Here is a 19,547-nt window from a genome sequence, read left to right as displayed (position 1 = left end):
CAACCATATAAAACAGCATCCATCTGCGTATATTCGCCTGATGCGTTTAGACAAACCCGTGGGTATTTACTTGCTGCTTTGGCCTACCTTTTGGGCATTGCTTATGGCATCTGAAGGCTTACCCAGTTTAGGCATCGCGCTTATTTTTACCGCAGGCGTGGTAGTGATGCGCTCAGCGGGCTGCGTCATTAACGACTACGCCGATAGAAAAGTAGATGGCAGCGTAAAGCGCACCGCCACGCGGCCATTGGCCACAGGAGAGGTAACACCAAAACAAGCGTTAAACCTGTTTGGAGGGCTAATTATACTGGCCTTCTTGTTAGTGCTAATGCTGAATTGGCAAACCGTTGCTTTGTCGGTAATCGCGCTGTTACTAGCAGCCAGTTACCCCTTTATGAAACGCTATACCCACTTGCCACAAGTGGTATTAGGCGCTGCTTTTGGGTGGGCAATTCCGATGGCGTTTATGGCGGTGTCTGAAACTGTGCCTGCTTATGGCTGGTGGTTGTTTGTGGCAAATCTATTATGGACGGTAGCCTACGACACCATGTATGCCATGGTAGACAGAGACGACGACCTGGAAATAGGGGTTAAATCTACCGCCATTTTATTTGGTAAGTACGACGTGTCCATTATTATTGGGTTTCAAGCTGCTACGTTAACCATTTTGTACTTTATTGGCGGGGCTATCGAGGCGCATTGGCCGTATTACCTATCGCTAATTATTGGGGCCGGGTTGTTTTATCGCCAGTACCAATTTGTTAAGCACCGTCAGCGAGAAGGGTGTTTTACTGCCTTTATTGAAAACCACTATGTAGGCTTGGTATTTACGTTAGGGTTAGTGGCGAATTTTTGGATAGGCTAGGTATTTTTGTAGAGGCTAAAGGCTTAGCAAATAAGCATCCCCTTGCATCACATGCGCTGTATAGAGCTATTACGATGTGCAGTGCAAGGGAGTGTGGACGTAAACGTTTAGCTACTCAGATTTAGCAGCTTCTGTTGCTTTAGCTTCTAGTTGAACAATGCGAGCTTCCATTGCGTCTAACTTTTCGCGAGTGCGAATAAGCACTTGGCTTTGAATATCGAACTCTTCACGAGTGACTAAATCAAGTTTTGAAAGCTGCGACTGTAAAACCTGTTTAATTTTACCTTCTGCGCCTTCAGCCATGTTACGCACACCCGGTGGTACGGCGTCAGCAATCTGTTTCGCTAAATCTTCGAGTTTTTTCGGATCCAACATGGATTTCCCTTATAATGCGCTTCGTTAGAATAGGCTTCTATTCTATCGGTATCGCCACTTCTTGCAATGAAAAAGCACGTTAAACAAAAACAAGCCTTATCGTAAGGCGCTTTAGAGTAAGCACGGCACTCATTACACCTGTTAGCTTTTAGGAACGTAATTTAGGAACGCGATGAAATTAAACGATGCGCAACAATCAGCTGTCACCTTTGTGTCTGGCCCCTGCTTAGTATTAGCCGGCGCCGGCAGTGGTAAAACTCGGGTTATTACCAACAAAATTGCGCACCTAGTTAGAAATTGCGATATGCCAGCACGGTATATTGCAGCGGTAACCTTTACCAACAAAGCCGCCCGAGAAATGAAAGAACGGGTAGCTGAAACCTTAGGTAAGCCAGAAGCACGTGGTTTGAAGGTATGTACCTTTCACACCATGGGGCTAACCATTATAAAAGCCCATATTAAAGAGCTAGGCTTAAAGCCTGGTTTCTCATTGTTCGACGACAAAGACTCGTTGGCACTGTTAACCGATTTAACCGAAGACACGATAGACGGCGATAAAGATCAGCTTTCGCTATTACAAAGCTGTATTTCAAACTGGAAGAACGATTTACTGCTGCCCGAGGCGTTACTAAAGCAAGCTACCAGTACCGGTGAACGAGAGTTTGCAGAAGCTTACAAGCGTTACCAAGATAACTTACGCGCCTATAACGCCCTTGACTTCGATGACCTTATTTTATTGCCCACACTGTTATTAAAAACCAGCGAAACCGTACGGGCCAAGTGGCAAAACAAAATTCGTTATTTGCTGGTGGATGAGTACCAAGATACCAACACCAGTCAGTACGAACTGGTAAAGCTATTGGTAGGCGAACGTTCGCGCTTTACTGTGGTAGGCGACGACGACCAATCCATTTATTCATGGCGCGGTGCCAAGCCACAAAACTTAAACTTGCTACAGCAAGATTTCCCGCGCTTGAACGTTATTAAGCTACAGCAGAATTATCGCTCTTCAGGGCGAATACTGCATTGCGCCAACATTCTTATTCAGAACAACCCGCACTTGTTCGATAAAACCCTGTTCTCTGAACTGCAATACGGCGAACCGCTTAGAGTTATAGAAGCAAAAAACGAAGAACATGAAGCTGAACGAGTGGTAGCAGAACTGCTAGCGCACAAGTTTATGAACCGCACTAAGTTCAAAGACTACGCTATTTTGTACCGAGGGAACCATCAAAGCCGCTTGTTCGAGAAGTTACTAATGAGCAACCGCATTCCTTATAAAATTAGTGGCGGTATGTCGTTCTTCGGGCGTACCGAAGTGAAAGACATCATGGCTTACTTGCGCTTGTTGGTGAACCAAGACGACGATAATGCCTTACTACGTATAATTAATACGCCAAGTCGCGGCATAGGGCGCGTGACACTAGAAAAGCTAGGTAACTTTGCGAACAGCTTAGGCGTGCCCATGTTTGAAGCGGCCACTCACCCAAATTTAAACAGCGTGCTGTCGGATAGGGCATACGATGCCGTATCGGGGTTTGCTCGTTGGATAGTGGAAGTGTCTGATAACGCGACTCGTGGCGAAACTAAAGATGCCCTTCGCGGCATGATCAAGTCGATGAGCTACGAAGAGTGGTTATACGAGCAAAGCGCTAGCCCTAAAGCGGCTGAAATGGGCATGGCGAACGTAAGTACGTTATTTGGCTGGGTAACCGACATGCTAGAAGGCAACGAACTTGATAGCCCCATGAACCTTACCGAAGTAGTAAACCGCCTTATCTTGCGCGACATGATGGAGCGAGGCGAAGACGACGGCGATGGTGACCAAGTACAGCTAATGACACTGCACGCTTCTAAAGGACTAGAGTTTCCAATTGTGTTCTTAGTAGGCATGGAAGAAGGTTTGTTACCCCATCAAAGCAGTGTAGATGAAGACAACGTAGAAGAAGAGCGCCGCCTCGCGTATGTAGGCATTACCCGTGCGCAGCGAGAGCTTATTTTCAGCCTAGCGAAAGAGCGCCGCCAGTTCGGTGAAGTTATAAACCCTGAACCAAGCCGCTTTCTTTACGAGCTGCCCATAGACGACCTTCAATGGGAAAACCAAAAGCCGAAAGAAAGTGCCGAGGTACGCCAGCAAAAAGGCCAAAGTAGTATTGCTAACTTAAGAGATATGCTGGGTAAGAAATAGTGCTAGTAACGTTGACGGCTATGAACGTAAGGTAATACAAGTACCAGCAACAAACCGCGCTGATAATCTAAAAAAGGCGTTAGTGATAACTAGCAGGGGAATATAGCAACAAACAGCTAGCCTGCTAGCTGTTTCATATCAAGTACAGTCGCGCGAGTAAGCACTTTACCTTGGGCGTAATTACACTCAATGTCGGTAAGCGCATTTAGCTGTGCAGGTGAGTCTACCCCTTCGGCAATAACCTTAAATTTAAGGTGTTCAGAAATAAGCATTACCGATTGAATAAGCTTAAGGTTTCGCTGTGAACGGGGTAGCGAACGCACAAATCTGTGGTCAATTTTGATGAAGTCGAACGGATAGGCGAATAAGTAACTAAGCGACGCCAAGCCACTACCAAAGTTATCTAGCACTAAGGTCACCCCCGCACGCTTCAACTTCTTAATTGCGGGCAAAATAAACTGCGAACGACGATTTAAATCGTTTTCATCAAACTCAAATACCAAATCGTGGGGCGATATTTTGTATTCGTCTATAAGCGAAATCATCTGATTCACCATAGACGCTTGTAGCAAATGAATAATAGAAACGTTTACCGCAATACGGCCGGTGTCTTCGCCTGTTGTTTTCGCGTGAGCCAGTAACTCGCAAGCTTTGCGTAACTGAAACAAATCTAAATCTAAGGTTAAGCCACTTTGTTCGGCCACTTGGCGAAACTGCTCCCGGGCTATTTTGCCGAAAGTCGGGTGACTCCAACGCACGTACATCTCGTTATAAAGCGTTGTGTTGTCTCTTATATCAATAACAGGCTGCAAGAAGTATTCAAACTCTTCATCGCGCAAGGCACGGCGAAATTCGTTTTCTAGCTCAAGTTCTTCAATTAAGCGGTCGCGCATGCTCTTATCGAACATAACAAATCGGCCTCGGCCCAATGTTTTTGCCTGATACATAGCAGCATCAGCATCACGTAGCACTTCATCGGCACTACGATAATACGACTCTAAATTAGCAATGCCGATACTGGCACCCGAATACATTTCACGACCTTCCAGCAAGAATGGTTCTGAAATCGAGTTAATAATACGAGATGCCACTTCTTGCACATCGGTTAAATCTTCAAAGTTATCGAGTAAAACCACAAACTCATCGCCACCTAAGCGGGCCAGTAAGTCGTGCCCACGAATGCATAGTGCAATGCGTCTAGCCACTTCAACTAAGAACTCATCACCGGCGTGATGGCCTAAGGTATCGTTAATAACTTTGAATCGGTCTAAGTCGATGAACAACACCGCAAAGTAATTTTCGGTGTAACGCTGCTTACTGGCAATGGCTAGTTCAAGCCTGCTGGTAAACATTGAACGGTTCGGAAGGTCGGTGAGTGAATCGTGATGCGCATCGTGAATAAGCTTAAGCTCAATTTCCTTACGCTCTTCAATTTGCTGTTTTAAGTATTTGTTGGCTCTATCGAGCTCGGCAGTACGCGCGGCAACCCTGAGCTCAAGCTCACTGTTGTGACGATGAATTTCTTCAGTACTGCGCTTACGCTCCATGGTTACCGCAATATGGTGTGAAACAAAGCGCAGTAACTCTAAGTCTCTGGCGTTGTATTTGGCATGCTTACCGTAGGTTTGCACCGCAATAACTCCAAACACTTCACCATCTACCACCAGGGGCGACCCCAGCCAAGAGTTGGCACTGTTTAACATGCTTTGGGCAACAGACACATCAATTTCACCCGCTTCGGCAAGTTCCAGTACCCGTGGCGGGTTAATCAGTTCAGCTTGGCCGGTACGCAGTACAAATTCCGTTAAACCTAAGCCCATGGGCCTAGCTTCAACGCCGGTGTCTTCAACATCACTGAAATACGGAAACTCTAGCATTTGCTTCGATTCATCAATAATAGAGATAAAGCAGTTTGGCGCACTAATAAGGCGGGCTAGAATTTCGTGCAAGCTAGAATAGAAGACCGACATATCGCCTTCTAGGTTTGCTGCTAATTCAGAAATTTCAAATAAGGCTTGTTGTAACGACTCTACTTTTTGACGCTCAAGAATTTCCTCTTGAAGGTCGTCATTAATTTTTCGTAGCTGGCGAGTACGTTCACGAATGGTACGTTCGGTGAGTTCACGGTTTTTAACCCTGTCTACCGTGGTAACAATGTGCTGTGAAACAAACAGCAGTACTTCTAAATCTTCTTGAGTGTAATGCACACCTTCATCGTAGGTTTGCACCACCATAGCGCCAATCACTTGGCTGCCACGTTTAAGTGGAACTCCAAGAAGCTCAAAAGGCTGAGAACCTACTAATTTAATACCGTGATCTTCAGCAAAAACTTCTTCTTCTTCACGTTTATAGAATAAGTGCTGGCCGGTGCGCAATATAAAACCCGTCATGCCATCCATTAAGGAATCGGCGGGTAACTGTTTTACGGTTTGTTCGTCAAACTCGTCAACGAAATAGGCGAAGTCGACAATTTGGCTGTCTTGTTCGTAGAAGGCAACAAAGAAGTTATCGGCGTTCATGAAATCGGCAATGATTTCATGGATTGCGGTGTAAAGACGGTTTAGATGACTAACAGAACTTGCAAGCTCGGAAATGTCGAATAGCGCTTTCTGAACTCGTTCAGCACGCTTATATTTATTAGTGAGTTGTTGAAGCTGCGGTATAATTTCCCGCAGCTCTTCTTCTGTCAACTCATATTGCGTTGAATCTGATGACATTCCGTTCGCCGGCAAGTAAAAAGAGCTTATTCTTAGATGCGGTTAAATTACCCGATCTACTCGAAAAACGCTACTTTTTCCAACACATTGTTAGTAAATGGCGAAGGTTAGATACCTTCAATCATGTACTCAATTGCGGCTTTAATTTCATCATCAGAGCACGAAGCACAGGTACCACGAGGTGGCATAGCATTAATACCGTTAAGGGCATTTTGCCATACGCCGTCTAGGCCTTTTTCGTCTAAACGCGGCTGCCAATCAGCGGCTACGTGAACTTTAGGTGCACCAAGCACACCAGAACTATGACACGCTACACAGGCAGAGTTATAAACATCTTCACCCGACTTAGCACCACCACCTGCAGCAGCAGGGCCAGCAGCTTCCGCGCCAGCTACGTGTATCTGACCAACCGGTTTAATACGGTTAGCAATATCGTCGTTACTCATTTCTTGTGCTTGCGCCGCAAACACAGTAAGTGCTGTAGCTGCAACAATAAACCAGGTTTTCAATTTCACATCTGTCTCCAGGCAATCATGAACTTTAAATTAAAGTATAACTGGCCAGATTATAACGGGAATTCAAGCCCGAACAACTATTTGCTACCAATTACCTATAAAAAGTAGGGATAAAGTACCTTCAAAACCTATTAAAGTAAGAGAATTACACAAACCAGTTGATGCGAGCCCATGGCCTAAGTATTATTACGCCGCGCTTAAGCAGGAAGTTTAACCACACCACGTTCTTATTCCTTTAGAACAGGTTAAATTTTTATCATATTAAGCTATTTTCAATGCACCCGTAGCTCAGCTGGATAGAGCGTCGCCCTCCGGAGGCGAAGGTCACAGGTTCGAATCCTGTCGGGTGCGCCATTTCTCTCGGATACTCGTGTAGAACTTTAACAGAGCAACCGGTCAAGGCAGTTGCACTTAATCACTGGCTATTTATAACAATTTTTTAGATGCTTGCTTTCTCAGGCCGGAAAAAATTGCCTCCGCTACGTAGGGTGGGAAGTTATCGGGAATTTTACCTTCGACTTTTGCAATCGCGTTCTCAACATTATCGACAAAGTATTCGTAGTGCGATGCAGCTTTGTCTGAGGGGTATTTCACCTGAACTGCAGTCGATACAAAATGGCGAGGCTGAATATCGTTCCATTTCCAGTGAGTGTTTTTGCCTTTTAAAGACATGGCCATTTTGACCTTTTGTGGCTGTAAGGCTTTTTTAGCCATAACAGGAAACGCCGACAAGACATCATATAAAGGAGTCATTCTATATGTATTTTCAGGCTCTAAAAATACGCTAAAATTCTTACCATGACCGTCAATAGCAGCAATTAGCCAAAAGAATATCTGAGTCCTAAAAAAAGTTTCTCTATCTTTCCCGTTAGACGAAGCCGTGAGCAAATTTAAGCAGTCTGTTATTCCTGGGCCACCATCAGATTGGTATTTTTGAGCAGATGAAATGCCCATAGCCTGACAAAAATCTTCTTGGGGTAGGCGCATGAGCCATGAACCGTCAGAAGCATATTTACGGTCAAAGCGTTCAACGCTTAGAACTTTCTGGTCGCCAAAGTAAAGCACCTCTGAATTAGCCACATTAAATTCAAAGGCTCTCGCCAGCTCTAGGCAAATAAATTCGTTCTCACAGCTATCGGTTAAATCGATACCCACTTGCGGTAACTCGCCCATGGGTAATTTCATTATGTGACTTGTTGGAGTTGAGCCCGTCGGTTTCGCCCATTGTTGACCAATTTTGAGTAGCGCGGTTTTTTCTTGGGCGCCAGCAATTGAAATCCGAAAGTCATCATCGTCATTTTCCATTCCAAGCGCTGTATGCTTGTAGCCTTGCAATAACTTCTCAACGTATTCATCTGACAACACCCTGTAGTTTAGTTGTTGTACGTACTCAGGTTGTTCTGAAGATAATTGAATAGCACCCACACAATCTTTGCCTATCGCCGCTAAAAGATCGAACGCATGTCCAGAGCCTACATAGAATCTAGCTTGTATTTTATTTCGTATGGATGGATTGTCGGGAAGCAAGTTATCAAAGAAGTTATAAACGAGATCGCCAGAGTATTTTTGCTTTGTAATAGGTAACGACAAAGAAATAGGGCGTGCGCCTGAGCGCTTCATCCAATGTTCGGTATAAGAAAAATGGAGCCCACCGTTCTTATCTTTTAACAGTGTACCTACTTTGACCCCGTTAAGGCTTACCATTAACTCCATATTACCACTCCTGATCCCAGCCACTTTCGGTCTTTTGGCCGCTTTCATTTTCTTGCTTTGGCTTAAGCTCAATAGAGAGGCCTAGTTCATGCGCAATTTTAAAGAGGGTATCAATACGGGAGGTACCGGCGGAATTTTCAATAGCCGAGATGGTTTTTTGCTTTAAACCAACATTCTGTGCAACATCGGTCTGCGTTCGTGCCAGATTATTTCGATGCAGCTTTATATAATCAGCCAGTTCTTTTGAGTTATTAAGCTTCATTATGCCTCTCCACTATTAGTCCCTTTAAGGTATAACGTTAAGCCTAGCCCCTAAAAGGTATATTAAGTTCAATATACCCTTAACGGTATAAGTGTCAAATTATACCTTACAGGGTGTTATCTATTATAAAGCATTTCCTGTGACGTAATCGTGACCAATGGTGTTAATCGTTATAAATCGGCTAGTGGTCATGAAACTCTCAATCCCTTTATACACGCTGTGTAGATGCTTTTCGCCGGGGGAGAGCGATTAAGCCCTTTTTGACGGGCCTCCGTCGGAGACGAAGGTCACAGGTTCGAATCCTGTCGGGTGCGCCATTTCTCTTAATGTATTAATTTTTCTTAGTCACAAGACTTTTCAAAGTAGTTATACTCCTTCTCACTACTTCATTTTTAAGTGCGCCAACTTGCCTTTAACTTCGCCTCACTCTATGCGTAGCCCCAGCTTTGCCCAGTCATTGCTATGTTTCAGCGTTATTGTAGCGTTGATAGCGGGCGGTTTGTTTGGCTTAGGCATTAGCCTGCATGCATTAATTTTCTTGTGTTTGCTTTGGGCTGGTATTAATGCCTTTAGTTTGGGGTACAAGTACCTGCAAATCCGTGAACTAATGACCAGTGCATTAACACGGGCAATGCCGGCAATATATATCTTTATCCTTATTGGAATGGTTATCGCCAGCTTCATGCAAAGCGGCACTATCTCAACCCTAATTTATTTCGGCCTTAGTTGGCTAAACCACAGTATATTCTTAGCGGTGGGGTTAATTCTGTGTGCGGTAATGTCGGTAGCCACAGGTACGTCGTGGGGCACGGTGGGGACTATGGGGGTAGTGCTAATGGGTATTGGCGAAGCTATGAATATACCGTTACCTATTGTTGCCGCCATGGTGGTGTGTGGTGCTACGTTTGGCGATAAAATGTCTCCGGTTTCTGATACCACTAATCTCGCGTCGATGAGTGCGGGCACCACTATTTATCGGCATATGTATGCCATGCTGCTAACTACACTGCCTAGCTTTCTTCTAACATTCGTAATTTTCTTAGTTATGGGGTTTACCTACGCAAGCCAAAGTTTGAATGTTGAGGAGATATACAAAATCAAAGCAGCGCTTGCCGGCCACTATCACCTTGCGCCTTACATTACCTTGTTACCGCTAGTGTTGTTAACGGTAATGAGCATTAAAAAAGTGCCCGCTGAAGTCGCCATGTCATGCAGCATTCTTCTTGCCGTTATCATCGCTATTTTCTACCAAGAGGCAAACACGATTAGCGTGCTTAATGCACTTTGGGAAAACACCCCACAAAATACAGGTATAGCAAATTTAGATGCATTACTCGGCCGGGGTGGCATCAGCAGTATGAGCTGGACGCTATTACTCGCGTTAATGGCCATAGCATTGGGCGGTATATTGCACGGTACAGGCTTTTTAGCGGCTTTATTGTCGGGCATTATTAGACGGATAAAGCGTACGGCATCGTTAATTGCCGTCACCATAGCATCAGGTTTTTTAGGTAACGTGGCAATGGGCGAGGCGTATATCTCTATTATTTTAAATTGCCAATTGTTTAAATCAAAATATCAGCAACAGAAGCTTGATCCTGCCGTGCTTTCTCGGTCCGTGGAAGAGGGCGCTACTATGACCACGGGCCTTATTCCTTGGACAACCGCGGGGGCGTTTTACTCTGCAACCCTAGGGGTTGAGGTTCTCGACTACGCGCCCTATGCATTTTTTAACTACCTAAATGGTGTTGTTGCAATCACCATGGCTGCATTGGGCGTAGGTTTATTGAAAGAAAACAGAGGACAACACCACTGACGTACCAATAAGCAGCCCGCCCGCTAAACCGGCTAATGGTTCAAACGGGGTTGTTGTCCAGTTTTCCAACGCGTTCTTAACGTTTAACTTTGCGCGTACTAATGCCTGCAAATCATTTAACTATAGCTGTGCGAATTAGGGAGTTGAGCCATCATTCTTGACCATTTTTTAAGAAGTACAAATCAGAAAAACCCATTTTTACAAACTCGGCATCTCTAAAGTTTCTTACGGTTTTTTTGTCTTTACTGATTGAGGCAAGTTGCTGTTCAGTTTGCAAAAACTGGGAAAGATCTATTCCTTCAGCATCGGCCACGGCTTCATGCATATTTTGATAGCGACTGTAAGAAAAATTTATCTCTTTTGCCACACCATTAAACTTATAACGTACTTTATGGGCCATGTTCTACTCAGGTTGGTCGATGTAATTCGAAAACTGTTTAACCGCTATTATAAACTCAATTAGCGGTGCGTAATCAAAAAGCGCAATAATAAAACTGTGGAGGTAAGGTGAACATTACGCTTAAACTTGCCCCAACACTTGGCATGTTAGGCGGCGTTTTTGTTTTTATAACGGCACAATTAACTTTTCCTAGTAACTCGCTGTGTTAACGTAATCAGCCTCAACAAGGCTAAATTTTCAAGCAAGTAGCACTATGTCTGTAAAGAATTATCAAAAATTCTACGAGCCACTAAACGCGGTACATTCGGCTGACTTTCACCGCTGTATTTACTGTGGCTGCGAAGCTGCACGTTCCGACTTTATCCCACCTATAAAATTTATTCACGACTGGCGAGACACGAACTCAAACGCTGATTTTATTTCAGTACCCTCATGCAATGAATGTTTCGACCTGCTTAAAAATGAAAACATCGGTACGCTAGAACCCAGAATAACTGTGTTAAAAAAACTATTGGAAGAAAAGTATAAAAAAGCCATTAGAGTGTTTAACCACTGGAGCATGGATGAAATTGAAGAAATGGATACTGCATTTCAAATAAGCCTAAAAGGCGGCATGCGTTTAGGCAAAGAAGCCCTTTCACGGCTTCACTTTGCAGGGTTCGACTATGAAGTAAACGGCAGCATAACCCGGGTAGCAAAACCGCAGCGCGAAGTGTTTAAAGTGTTCGACCAAGAATTTGAGAGTTTCAAAGAAGCACTAGCCTTCGCCAGCGAAACATACCAGATAAAGAAAAGCCGGCTAAGTCAGCTTTATTATGAGCATGATGAAAGCTTTGATAAGGCGGTTGAGGTTTTTCATGGGTCGATCAAAGAAAAAGATCTTAAGAGTTAAGTGCTCTCGCGCTGAAGTTTCAAACGCACTCGACTATCGAAAAGGGCTAGTTATCAAAACTGCGTTTACGATATAGGATAAAGTGTTTCTGAGAAAAGTTATTATATTCAGAGGGTTGAATATATAATTAATAAACTGTAAACATGTTTTTTTATTAATTCAATGTGTTACTTTTTGTCTTACATGAAGTAAAGCTAGCTATTTTTTAGCTAATGGACGAAAAATTATAGGGAATATTAGCTGGAATGAATGTATCCAAAAGCGATGAACGAAAATACGTCTCCGCAATTCCAAATCCTGAATATCTAATTAAGTCAATTTCTGAGCAAGGTTATTCTCTTGAAGCTGCAATCGCTGACCTTGCAGACAACTCCATCACCGCTGGCTGCGATAGTATTGAAATACTTGTAGAAACTGAAAAAACACCATTTCAGCTCCTCATTTGTGACAACGGCGAAGGCATGTCTCCAGAAGAGTTAGAACAAAATTGTAAGTTTCCAAGTAGTTCGCCAGAGCATGCGAGAAATGCTATGGATTTGGGTCGGTTTGGCTTAGGAATGAAAGCCGCGTCTTTTTCACAGTCCAGAAAGTTTACTGTTTTATCGCGAAAAAAAGGAACAAGTCGCTACCATGCTTTTACTTGGGATGTTGACTTTATCAAGAAAACTGGAGAGTGGCGTTTAATAGTAAACTCAGATGCAGAAGTAGATCGTCTATTACAAGACTATATTCGTTTGAGAGGTACTTATGTTAACCCCCTTAAAGGATTCGAAGCGAACACAATTGTTATTTGGTCAGGCCTATACAAATTTGAAGACTACTTAAATGAAAAAAACCGCTCAAAAGCGCTAAATCGTGAAGTTTCAATAAATGTCTATGACCACTTGGGAATCGTGTTTCATAGGTTTATTGAAAGCAAGAAAATGTCATTAAAAATCAGAGTGAACAACCATCTAATTCCGCCTTTCAATCCATTCCCCGAGACTCATAAAGGGCTTAGAAGCATTGAATACAGGCAAAAGCAATTTGGTAGTGACAATATCAAATTAGAAGGTTTTGTACTCCCGTCTATCGCGCTTGATGAAGTGAAAAGTGAAAAAAATTGCTGGACTACGTCGAATAAAAGTTTGATTGATATGGAAGGGGTATATGTATATAGAGCTAATCGTTTGATTTTATATGGCGGTTGGAATGGCCTAATTAAGAAATATCCGAGGCTACAACTAGCTAGATTGCGAGTTGATATCGGCAATAGTGCAGACCACTTATTACATCTAAATGTAGCGAAATCAGCGGTTATTATTCCACATGACTTGAAAGAGGCATTTGAAGGTTACATTCGCGTCTTAACCACGGAAGCCACAAAGGAATACACCAATAGAGGTTTGCGTAAATTCCCTGAGCGAAGGAAGAAAGTTGATTTATCGCTATTTAATAAAGTTCATACCAATAAAGGGCCCATGCTGCAAATTAATAGTGCATACCCGTTAGTTGAGATGTTGCGGGAGTCACTAAATGATGAGCAAAACACCCACTTCAATCTGCTCTTACGTGTTTTGAATCACTCTACTAACAAAATCCGAAATACTCACGAAGCACTACCTCATTACGAAGTTGATTCACAGCAAGAGATTGACTCGCTTCAACACTTTGTTGAAAAGGCTAAAGAGTATGAGTTTTCTAACTCTTTTATTATCGAACATATACGACAAAACTTCGGAATCAGCGAGTGTAATCTTCCAAGCAATATTTTAAAGTTACTGGAGCAGTAATGTTAAATTTTCAATTTGAATATCAAAATGCAATAAAACACCAGTTTGCTCGTCATCAAAAAGAATTTACGTCAGGCTCGTTGTCTAAGTTTTTAGAAGAGTCATACGGGAAAACTAAAGAAGCAGTGGTGGCCATTGCGAATATCTCCGGTTGGCCTTCAATACCAGACGAAACCTTTGAAGAGTATTTTGATGCGATAAGAAAAGAAGTTTTGGCTACTACAGTAACGACAGTTGATGACCTCAATATATTGTCTAAGAATAAGAACACATGGCTAAATGGTTCTAGAAACGCAGAAATTAAGTGGAATTATACATCACGATACTTAAAGCATTTATCTAATACGGGTAGAGCGGATACGGTAGTTCGTGAAATAGAAAATTCGTCTAAAAAAATTCTTGAAAAACTGGGCGATCCCAAAGACGAAAACAGCTTTTTGATTAAAGGGTTGGTTGAAGGCGATGTGCAGTCAGGTAAAACCGGGAATTTTAATGCAGTAATCAACCGTGCAATTGATGCCGGTTATCGACTTATAGTCGTACTTTCAGGTCTGATGGATGATTTGCGTGTACAAACCCAAGAAAGAATTCAATTGGATGTAACAGGTGAAGGAAAAAAAGGGAAAGTAGGGGTCGGGCTAATAGAGTCTTTTGGAACTGATGTTGGATCATCTGTCCAGCAAGTTAACTCAATAACTTCAGAAGATGCAGACTTCAGCAGTCCACTCGAGAAAGCCAATTTCTCAATGAAGCCTATAAATATCCTAGTGTGCAAAAAAAATGTCAGTATTCTAAAAAATCTCCTTATTTGGATTAACGAGAATTTACCTGAAGGGGAAAGCAAGCATGCTACTCCCTTCTTACTTATCGATGACGAGGCTGATAATGCCTCTTTAAATAATGAGGGGCACAAAGGGCGTGAGTATGCATCAAAGATAAACGGCCACATAAGAGCGCTTTTGGATCTTTTTCATAAACGTTCATATTTGGGTTACACAGCAACGCCGTTCGCAAACGTAATCCAAGATAGAAATGAAGTACCCGATAATGCATGGGAGTTGACTTACAAAACAAAACAACAAGATAAGTCAGTTAAGTTTAGTCAGATAAACAATTTGTTCCCAGATGACTTTATAGTGCAATTAAATTCGCCAACTAACTACGTCGGTGCTCAACGAATTTTTGAAACCTTATCTGATGATGGTGTATCTAAATTACCGGTTGTATTTTCTATTGACGATTACTCTGATGATTTTCCAAGCCGTGTTTTAGAAGTAGTCGAAGATGAAGTCATTGGTGTTGAGCGCTTTGACTCTAAAGTAGATTGGGAAAAGAAAGTCGGTAAATTTGGTACTTATAAAGATTTCATTAGCTACTCTGATTATCGAAAAGGAACTAGAGCCGCAAAAGCGATTGATAAATTCCCAAAAAACCTTCCTGATTCACTTAAGCAGTCTGTAATGTGCTTTATTTTAGGTATTGCAGTAAGGGAGTTGCGTCAACCCAAAATGCTTACGTCTAATCTATATCAACCTCATAATACAATGCTCGTGCATATATCTAGATTCACGGCATGGCAGTCAACGACAAAAAGACTCCTTAAATCTTATTACTCAGATTTGATTTCGAGACTAGTGATGGATAAGCCAAATGCACCTGGCTCTGTATATCTTGCGTTTGAAAAGGTATGGAGAAGGTACTATCACGACATAGTTTTGAATGTCAGGGAGTATTTGCCTAAAGGTTATGTAGACGGATTTATGACGCCTACTTCTTTTAATTCTGTCTTACCAGGATTGATCGATGCCGCTAAAGATATTGATATATTAGCGTTGAATAGCCAAACCGATGATGAATTAGACTATAAAAAGAGTAATCCCAAAAAAGTAATTGCTATAGGAGGTAATCGGCTATCTAGGGGGTTCACTTTGGAGGGGCTGATTACTAGTTATTTTGTAAGAACTACTAATTATTCTGACTCGCTATTGCAAATGGGGCGATGGTTTGGTTATCGCCCAGGGTATCTCGACTGTTGCAAGCTTTTTACCTCTCAAGATCTAATAGATAGATATGACTCGACAACTCTTTGTGTAGAAGAATTAAAAGCCGAGTTTAAAAAGATGGATGAGCTGGGCCGCACTCCCAGTGACTTCGAACTAAGAGTAAGAACACACGAAGGTGTTCTTCAAATTACAAGGCCTTCTATTTTGAAGAACACGGAGTTGGTGAAGTGGTCATATCAAGACTCTTTGCAAATGAGCACATCAATTAATGTTGAAAAGGACCATATTTCTAATGTTTGGAGAGCATTTAAAGCCAAGCTCTCACCGTTAATGTCCGATGCTAAGATGAAAGGAACTTTACTTTGTAAGCAAGTTAACTCTGAATTGATTCTGGAAATCTTAAAGGCCCAAAATAATTTCGACCCTGCGAAATGCAAACTTATGGCAGCGTACATAAAAAAGTGTAACGAAAAAGGGCTTCTTGAAAATTGGACTATAGCTGTAAAAACAACAGGTACGTCCAAGAGTTCAAACGGGCTAGGCAAGCTAGAAGCAGCCGAAAGTGGTTTACCAATAGATGTAAATTTAGCTGTTCGACGTGGGCCAAAGCCCGGTGAGCGCTTCTTCGATGAATTAATTAAAGACTCTACTTTTAAAGCTACGTCAAAATCTGCAAATATAATGTCTAGTGGTAAGGATATGGCTGCTGCAATTACGGAAACCACTGCCAATGTAGCTGACATTGAATACTACAAAGAACAAGCCAAGGGTCTTATGAAGCTAGACCCTACATTGAGTGAGAGTGAAGCACTAGAAAAGGCCAAGCAGAAAAATGTACCTGAAAGAGTTTACCGCGAAAAGCTATCACCAGAAGAGGGGATTTTGGTCGTGTATCTTTTTGACTCTTATTATTCATTTAGACAAGAAAAAGGCCAAGAGACTTCGGAATATTCTGCGTGGGTTAAGGAAAAAGGGATAGATTTAAATATTCCGCTAGTTGGCTTTGCTATAGGCTTTCCGCCAATAAGTCGTAACCAAGACCCTAGCGGTGTATACGTTAAAGGAGACTATAACTTGCAAGAAATGAATGAACTCGAAGAAGACGATTGTAACGATTTTGAGCAAGGTGGTTCGGCTTTACCTGACGATGTGAATAGTTAATGAATTTAAGTAGTAAGTGGGCTCAACTTAACAGTGCCCTATTAGAGGGAGAAGGGTTGAAGACTCTTAGGCTATCGGTGCACTGTATACTAGAACTATTTCTGGCTATTGATAAAGATAGATGCCGGTATCTAATTCTCCATTTGCCCGATGATTTTCAACCATCTATCGATTATTTAGAAAATGAGAATATAGTATTAACTTATTCCCGCGCGCAACAGCTGATCGCGATAAAGTTAATTGATGTAGATTTCAGTGACTTATTTGACGATTTAATAGAGTCAATGTTTAACGCAATAAGTAAAGAATCATCAATTGAGATAGCTTCGCAACGACTAATAGAAAACTTCGTAAAGTGGAATCAATTTTTTCGAAAATTAGAGAGGAAAGTATATAGCGAAAAAAAAATTCTAGGGATTTGGGGGGAGCTATTTACTCTGAAAAACCTTGTTGAGAAAAAACTTAAAGCCATCGAAGTTGACAAAGTTTTAGAGGCTTGGACTGGTCCATTAGATTCAGTTCATGATTTTACGTTTAGCGATAAGAGTATTGAGATAAAGAGCAAGATAACTACGCAAAACTCCATAAATATTGCAAGTGAGTTTCAATTAGAGCTAGGGGCAGTAGAAAGTTTAGAGCTTTGTATCGTTAATGTTGAAAAAGACGTAAATGGTTTAACTATCGAAGATCTATATAGCAAAATAAAAGAAAATATATTAGAAAAAGGTGCAGACCTGTCTCTATTTATAGCTCGTCTAATTGCCCTGAAGTTAGATGAGCGAAGTTTGAAAAGGTACGGTAATTATTCATACAAAGCGTTGAAAGCTACCTATTATAATTGCTTGGACGAAAAGTTCCCCAAAATTGTTAGAAGCAAACTTGATGATGAAGTGTTTTATGTCAAATATAAAATAGATGTTTCAAGTTTGAATAAATTTATTTTGTACACGGAGAGGTATTAGTGTCATTTCAACCCCTTATCGATATTCGAGATGAGCTCCTAGATGCATCGAAAGATGAGCATGATTTTGTACAGCAGTACGTACTTCTAGAACAAATACCACCTTATTTAGTCGACACAAAGTTAATTGATTCTGAGGACATTAATAGCGCTTACTTTTCCTCAGAAGCTGATAACTTAAAACTAAATGGATACACCATTAATTTTACTGGAGAGCGTCTACAGATTTTTATTGTTAATGATAACTATCTGTCACAAAGCGATAATGAAATCCTAGTTTCTCAGCGTTCAGAATATGATGCCGAGTTTAAGAAAGTCATCAGATTCATCACTTCTGCGATTAAAGGGAATTTAGATGATTTGCAAGATTCGGAACCAGTAAAGCCACTTGTTTCTATATTAAAGTCTATTGAGGGCTTAAAAGCCTTTGACGTAATAGAAATATTCTTAGTTTCGTTGTCAATAACAGTTATGACCCGTGGTGGAGAGGCACATTTAAAAAGCATCTATTTCCCTGAAGAAAATAAAACATTCAACGTAAAGCAAAATGGCGAGAAGTTTTCAAAAGATATCCTATTTGTAAGGCGAGTAATTGACTTAAACTACATAGCCAATTGCTTAGCCTCTCAGGGTAGGGGGAAGCCTCTTAAAGTTGTGTTTAAGGATGTTGTAAACAAAGACATCGAGGTTATAAAAGCTGCAGAGGAAAGTGAGTTTGAATCTTATCTATGTGTATTAGATGCCAATATGCTTGCTGACCTTTATAAGCGCTATTCTTCCCAATTATTAGAAAAGAATGTGAGGTCTTTCTTACAATTTAAAGGTGTCAATCGCGGTATCAAATCCACAATTAAGAATGAGCCCGAAAAGTTTATCGCATACAATAACGGCTTAACAATTACGGCTACTGATGCCAAAGTCTATTACCAGAAAAAATCTTGGTACTTATCCTCCTTAGAAGATTTTCAAATTGTAAATGGTGGTCAGACTACGGCAAGTATTTACTTTTCGCGTAAAGAAGGACTGGATATTTCCAAGGTTAAAGTTATGGCAAAGATAAACGTTGCCAAAAACAACAAAACTTCTGAACTAGACGATTTAATCTCTAAAATCAGTGAATATTCAAACAGTCAATCAAGAGTTTCGAAAGTAGACCTCAGATCTAGAAGCCCTAAACTCGTTCAGTTAAAAAGGCTAAGTGAAAGCGTAATGACGCCTTCTGGCGGCTATTGGTTCTTTGAACGTGCAAAAGGTGAATTTAATACCAGAGTACGAAAAGTCAGTAATCCAACTAAACTTAAGAATGAATTCCCCACGAAAAAGCGATTTACAAAAGAATTACTCGCTAAATACTATTGTGCTTGGGGAGATATTCCGTACTTAGTAAAGAAAGGTGGTGAAAAAATATTTAGATTATTTATAGAAGAACTCGAACCTGAAGAGGGTGACGGTATTGAGGTGAATAGAGATTTCTATGAACAATTGGTAGCCAAAATGATTCTCTTTCGAAAGATGGAAGAGATTTATGGGTCTGGAAAAAATGCTATTGGTCAACTGCGTTCAGCTGCCGTTCCTTACTCTATAGCTGCTATATATGCATATACAGAGGGGAATCCAGATTCTGTTAACTTTGCTTTAGATAAGCTATGGAAGCAAGAAGTTATCGGGGGCGAACTAGAAGATATGTTGTTTAAGTTACTTTCTTTGATGAACGATTTAATAAAACAGTATTCGCTTAGCGACGACTGTGGTGAATATGCCAAAAAGTCCGAATTGTGGGATGTTATTAAAACATCTAGAGAATTGACAGCCTTTTACGAGTCAAAAGTATTTAGCTATTCAATAAATAAATATCGAGCTCGATAGATGAATTTGTGTACTAGGCTTCGACTATTTGTAATATAAAG

General features: G+C 41.5%; 14 protein-coding genes and 1 tRNA gene. 9 read left to right on the top strand and 6 right to left on the bottom strand.

Translation table 11 applies throughout. The annotated features are described in order from the left end of the window. Positions 1-7 precede the first annotated feature (7 nt). Positions 8-865 carry a 4-hydroxybenzoate octaprenyltransferase gene (gene ubiA, locus J8L84_RS02280; protein ID WP_211069310.1) on the top strand — a complete coding sequence of 286 codons (858 nt, stop codon included), beginning with the start codon at positions 8-10 and terminating at the stop codon, positions 863-865. Positions 866-976: 111 nt separating this feature from the next. Here the strand turns inward: ubiA and J8L84_RS02275 are convergent, their stop codons facing one another. After that, positions 977-1,240: an accessory factor UbiK family protein gene (locus tag J8L84_RS02275; RefSeq protein ID WP_211069261.1), complete on the bottom strand. Its 264-nt coding sequence runs from the start codon at positions 1,238-1,240 to the stop codon at positions 977-979. A 172-nt stretch (positions 1,241-1,412) separates the two neighbouring features. Here J8L84_RS02275 and rep point away from each other — a divergent pair, with 172 nt between their 5' ends. Beyond that, entirely contained in the window at positions 1,413-3,428 is a 2,016-nt protein-coding gene (gene rep, locus J8L84_RS02270) for a DNA helicase Rep (RefSeq protein WP_211069260.1), read from the top strand. A 116-nt stretch (positions 3,429-3,544) separates the two neighbouring features. Here rep and J8L84_RS02265 read toward each other — a convergent pair whose 3' ends face one another. Both J8L84_RS02265 and J8L84_RS02260 read right to left on the bottom strand, forming a co-directional pair. Next, on the bottom strand, positions 3,545-6,145 hold the full coding sequence (locus tag J8L84_RS02265) for an EAL domain-containing protein (RefSeq protein ID WP_211069259.1): 2,601 nt from the start codon (positions 6,143-6,145) through the stop codon (positions 3,545-3,547). A gap of 107 nt (positions 6,146-6,252) precedes the next feature. Next, the gene (locus J8L84_RS02260; protein ID WP_013786129.1) at positions 6,253-6,660 is read right to left on the bottom strand and encodes a c-type cytochrome; all 408 of its coding nucleotides are present in this window, start codon (positions 6,658-6,660) and stop codon (positions 6,253-6,255) included. A 277-nt stretch (positions 6,661-6,937) separates the two neighbouring features. Between J8L84_RS02260 and J8L84_RS02255 the strand changes: the two genes are divergently transcribed. Continuing rightward, a tRNA-Arg gene (locus J8L84_RS02255) sits at positions 6,938-7,014 on the top strand. 72 nt (positions 7,015-7,086) lie between these two features. Here J8L84_RS02255 and J8L84_RS02250 read toward each other — a convergent pair. Further along, positions 7,087-8,373, bottom strand: coding sequence for a type II toxin-antitoxin system HipA family toxin (locus J8L84_RS02250; protein WP_211069258.1), 1,287 nt, complete (start codon positions 8,371-8,373; stop codon positions 7,087-7,089). Position 8,374: 1 nt separating this feature from the next. Then, positions 8,375-8,635: a helix-turn-helix domain-containing protein gene (locus J8L84_RS02245; RefSeq protein WP_211069257.1), complete on the bottom strand. Its 261-nt coding sequence runs from the start codon at positions 8,633-8,635 to the stop codon at positions 8,375-8,377. 430 nt (positions 8,636-9,065) lie between these two features. On the opposite strand from J8L84_RS02245, the gene nhaC reads away from it, so the two are divergent. Further along, positions 9,066-10,451: a Na+/H+ antiporter NhaC gene (gene nhaC, locus J8L84_RS02240; protein ID WP_211069309.1), complete on the top strand. Its 1,386-nt coding sequence runs from the start codon at positions 9,066-9,068 to the stop codon at positions 10,449-10,451. A 151-nt stretch (positions 10,452-10,602) separates the two neighbouring features. Here the strand turns inward: nhaC and J8L84_RS02235 are convergent, their stop codons facing one another. Further along, positions 10,603-10,851, bottom strand: a complete 249-nt coding sequence (locus tag J8L84_RS02235) for a DUF2960 family protein (RefSeq protein WP_211069256.1) — start codon at positions 10,849-10,851, stop codon at positions 10,603-10,605. A 253-nt stretch (positions 10,852-11,104) separates the two neighbouring features. Here J8L84_RS02235 and J8L84_RS02230 point away from each other — a divergent pair, with 253 nt between their 5' ends. The 5 genes from J8L84_RS02230 (at position 11,105) to J8L84_RS20635 (ending at position 19,506) form a co-directional block, all read left to right on the top strand. Continuing rightward, positions 11,105-11,743 carry a hypothetical protein gene (locus J8L84_RS02230; protein ID WP_211069255.1) on the top strand — a complete coding sequence of 213 codons (639 nt, stop codon included), beginning with the start codon at positions 11,105-11,107 and terminating at the stop codon, positions 11,741-11,743. A gap of 245 nt (positions 11,744-11,988) precedes the next feature. Beyond that, a complete protein-coding gene (locus J8L84_RS02225) occupies positions 11,989-13,515 on the top strand; it encodes an ATP-binding protein (RefSeq protein ID WP_211069254.1) in 1,527 nt (508 codons plus the stop codon). Beyond that, on the top strand, positions 13,515-16,679 hold the full coding sequence (locus tag J8L84_RS02220; protein WP_211069253.1) for a Z1 domain-containing protein: 3,165 nt from the start codon (positions 13,515-13,517) through the stop codon (positions 16,677-16,679). The genes J8L84_RS02225 and J8L84_RS02220 overlap by 1 nt, the downstream gene beginning before the upstream one ends. Continuing rightward, a complete protein-coding gene (locus J8L84_RS02215) occupies positions 16,679-17,641 on the top strand; it encodes a PD-(D/E)XK motif protein (RefSeq protein ID WP_211069252.1) in 963 nt (320 codons plus the stop codon). The genes J8L84_RS02220 and J8L84_RS02215 overlap by 1 nt, the downstream gene beginning before the upstream one ends. After that, positions 17,641-19,506: an AIPR family protein gene (locus J8L84_RS20635; RefSeq protein WP_211069251.1), complete on the top strand. Its 1,866-nt coding sequence runs from the start codon at positions 17,641-17,643 to the stop codon at positions 19,504-19,506. The genes J8L84_RS02215 and J8L84_RS20635 overlap by 1 nt, the downstream gene beginning before the upstream one ends. Positions 19,507-19,547: the final 41 nt, after the last annotated feature.

Source organism: Alteromonas sp. MMG017, assembly GCF_018100795.1.
In the GTDB taxonomy this organism is placed as follows: domain Bacteria; phylum Pseudomonadota; class Gammaproteobacteria; order Enterobacterales; family Alteromonadaceae; genus Alteromonas.
The sequence above is the reverse complement of the archived record's forward strand: the minus strand, read 5'-3'. Positions and strand labels throughout refer to the sequence as shown.

What these genes read in the sequence shown, in the direction of transcription:
- J8L84_RS02275 (WP_211069261.1), bottom strand. Translation starts at nt 1,240, where the DNA reads ATGTTGGATCCGAAAAAACTCGAAGATTTAGCGAAACAGATTGCTGAC.
- J8L84_RS02250 (WP_211069258.1), bottom strand. Translation starts at nt 8,373, where the DNA reads ATGGAGTTAATGGTAAGCCTTAACGGGGTCAAAGTAGGTACACTGTTA.
- J8L84_RS02225 (WP_211069254.1), top strand. Translation starts at nt 11,989, where the DNA reads ATGAATGTATCCAAAAGCGATGAACGAAAATACGTCTCCGCAATTCCA.
- J8L84_RS02230 (WP_211069255.1), top strand. Translation starts at nt 11,105, where the DNA reads ATGTCTGTAAAGAATTATCAAAAATTCTACGAGCCACTAAACGCGGTA.
- J8L84_RS02220 (WP_211069253.1), top strand. Translation starts at nt 13,515, where the DNA reads ATGTTAAATTTTCAATTTGAATATCAAAATGCAATAAAACACCAGTTT.
- J8L84_RS02235 (WP_211069256.1), bottom strand. Translation starts at nt 10,851, where the DNA reads ATGGCCCATAAAGTACGTTATAAGTTTAATGGTGTGGCAAAAGAGATA.
- J8L84_RS02245 (WP_211069257.1), bottom strand. Translation starts at nt 8,635, where the DNA reads ATGAAGCTTAATAACTCAAAAGAACTGGCTGATTATATAAAGCTGCAT.
- rep (WP_211069260.1), top strand. Translation starts at nt 1,413, where the DNA reads ATGAAATTAAACGATGCGCAACAATCAGCTGTCACCTTTGTGTCTGGC.
- J8L84_RS02265 (WP_211069259.1), bottom strand. Translation starts at nt 6,145, where the DNA reads ATGTCATCAGATTCAACGCAATATGAGTTGACAGAAGAAGAGCTGCGG.
- J8L84_RS02215 (WP_211069252.1), top strand. Translation starts at nt 16,679, where the DNA reads ATGAATTTAAGTAGTAAGTGGGCTCAACTTAACAGTGCCCTATTAGAG.
- nhaC (WP_211069309.1), top strand. Translation starts at nt 9,066, where the DNA reads ATGCGTAGCCCCAGCTTTGCCCAGTCATTGCTATGTTTCAGCGTTATT.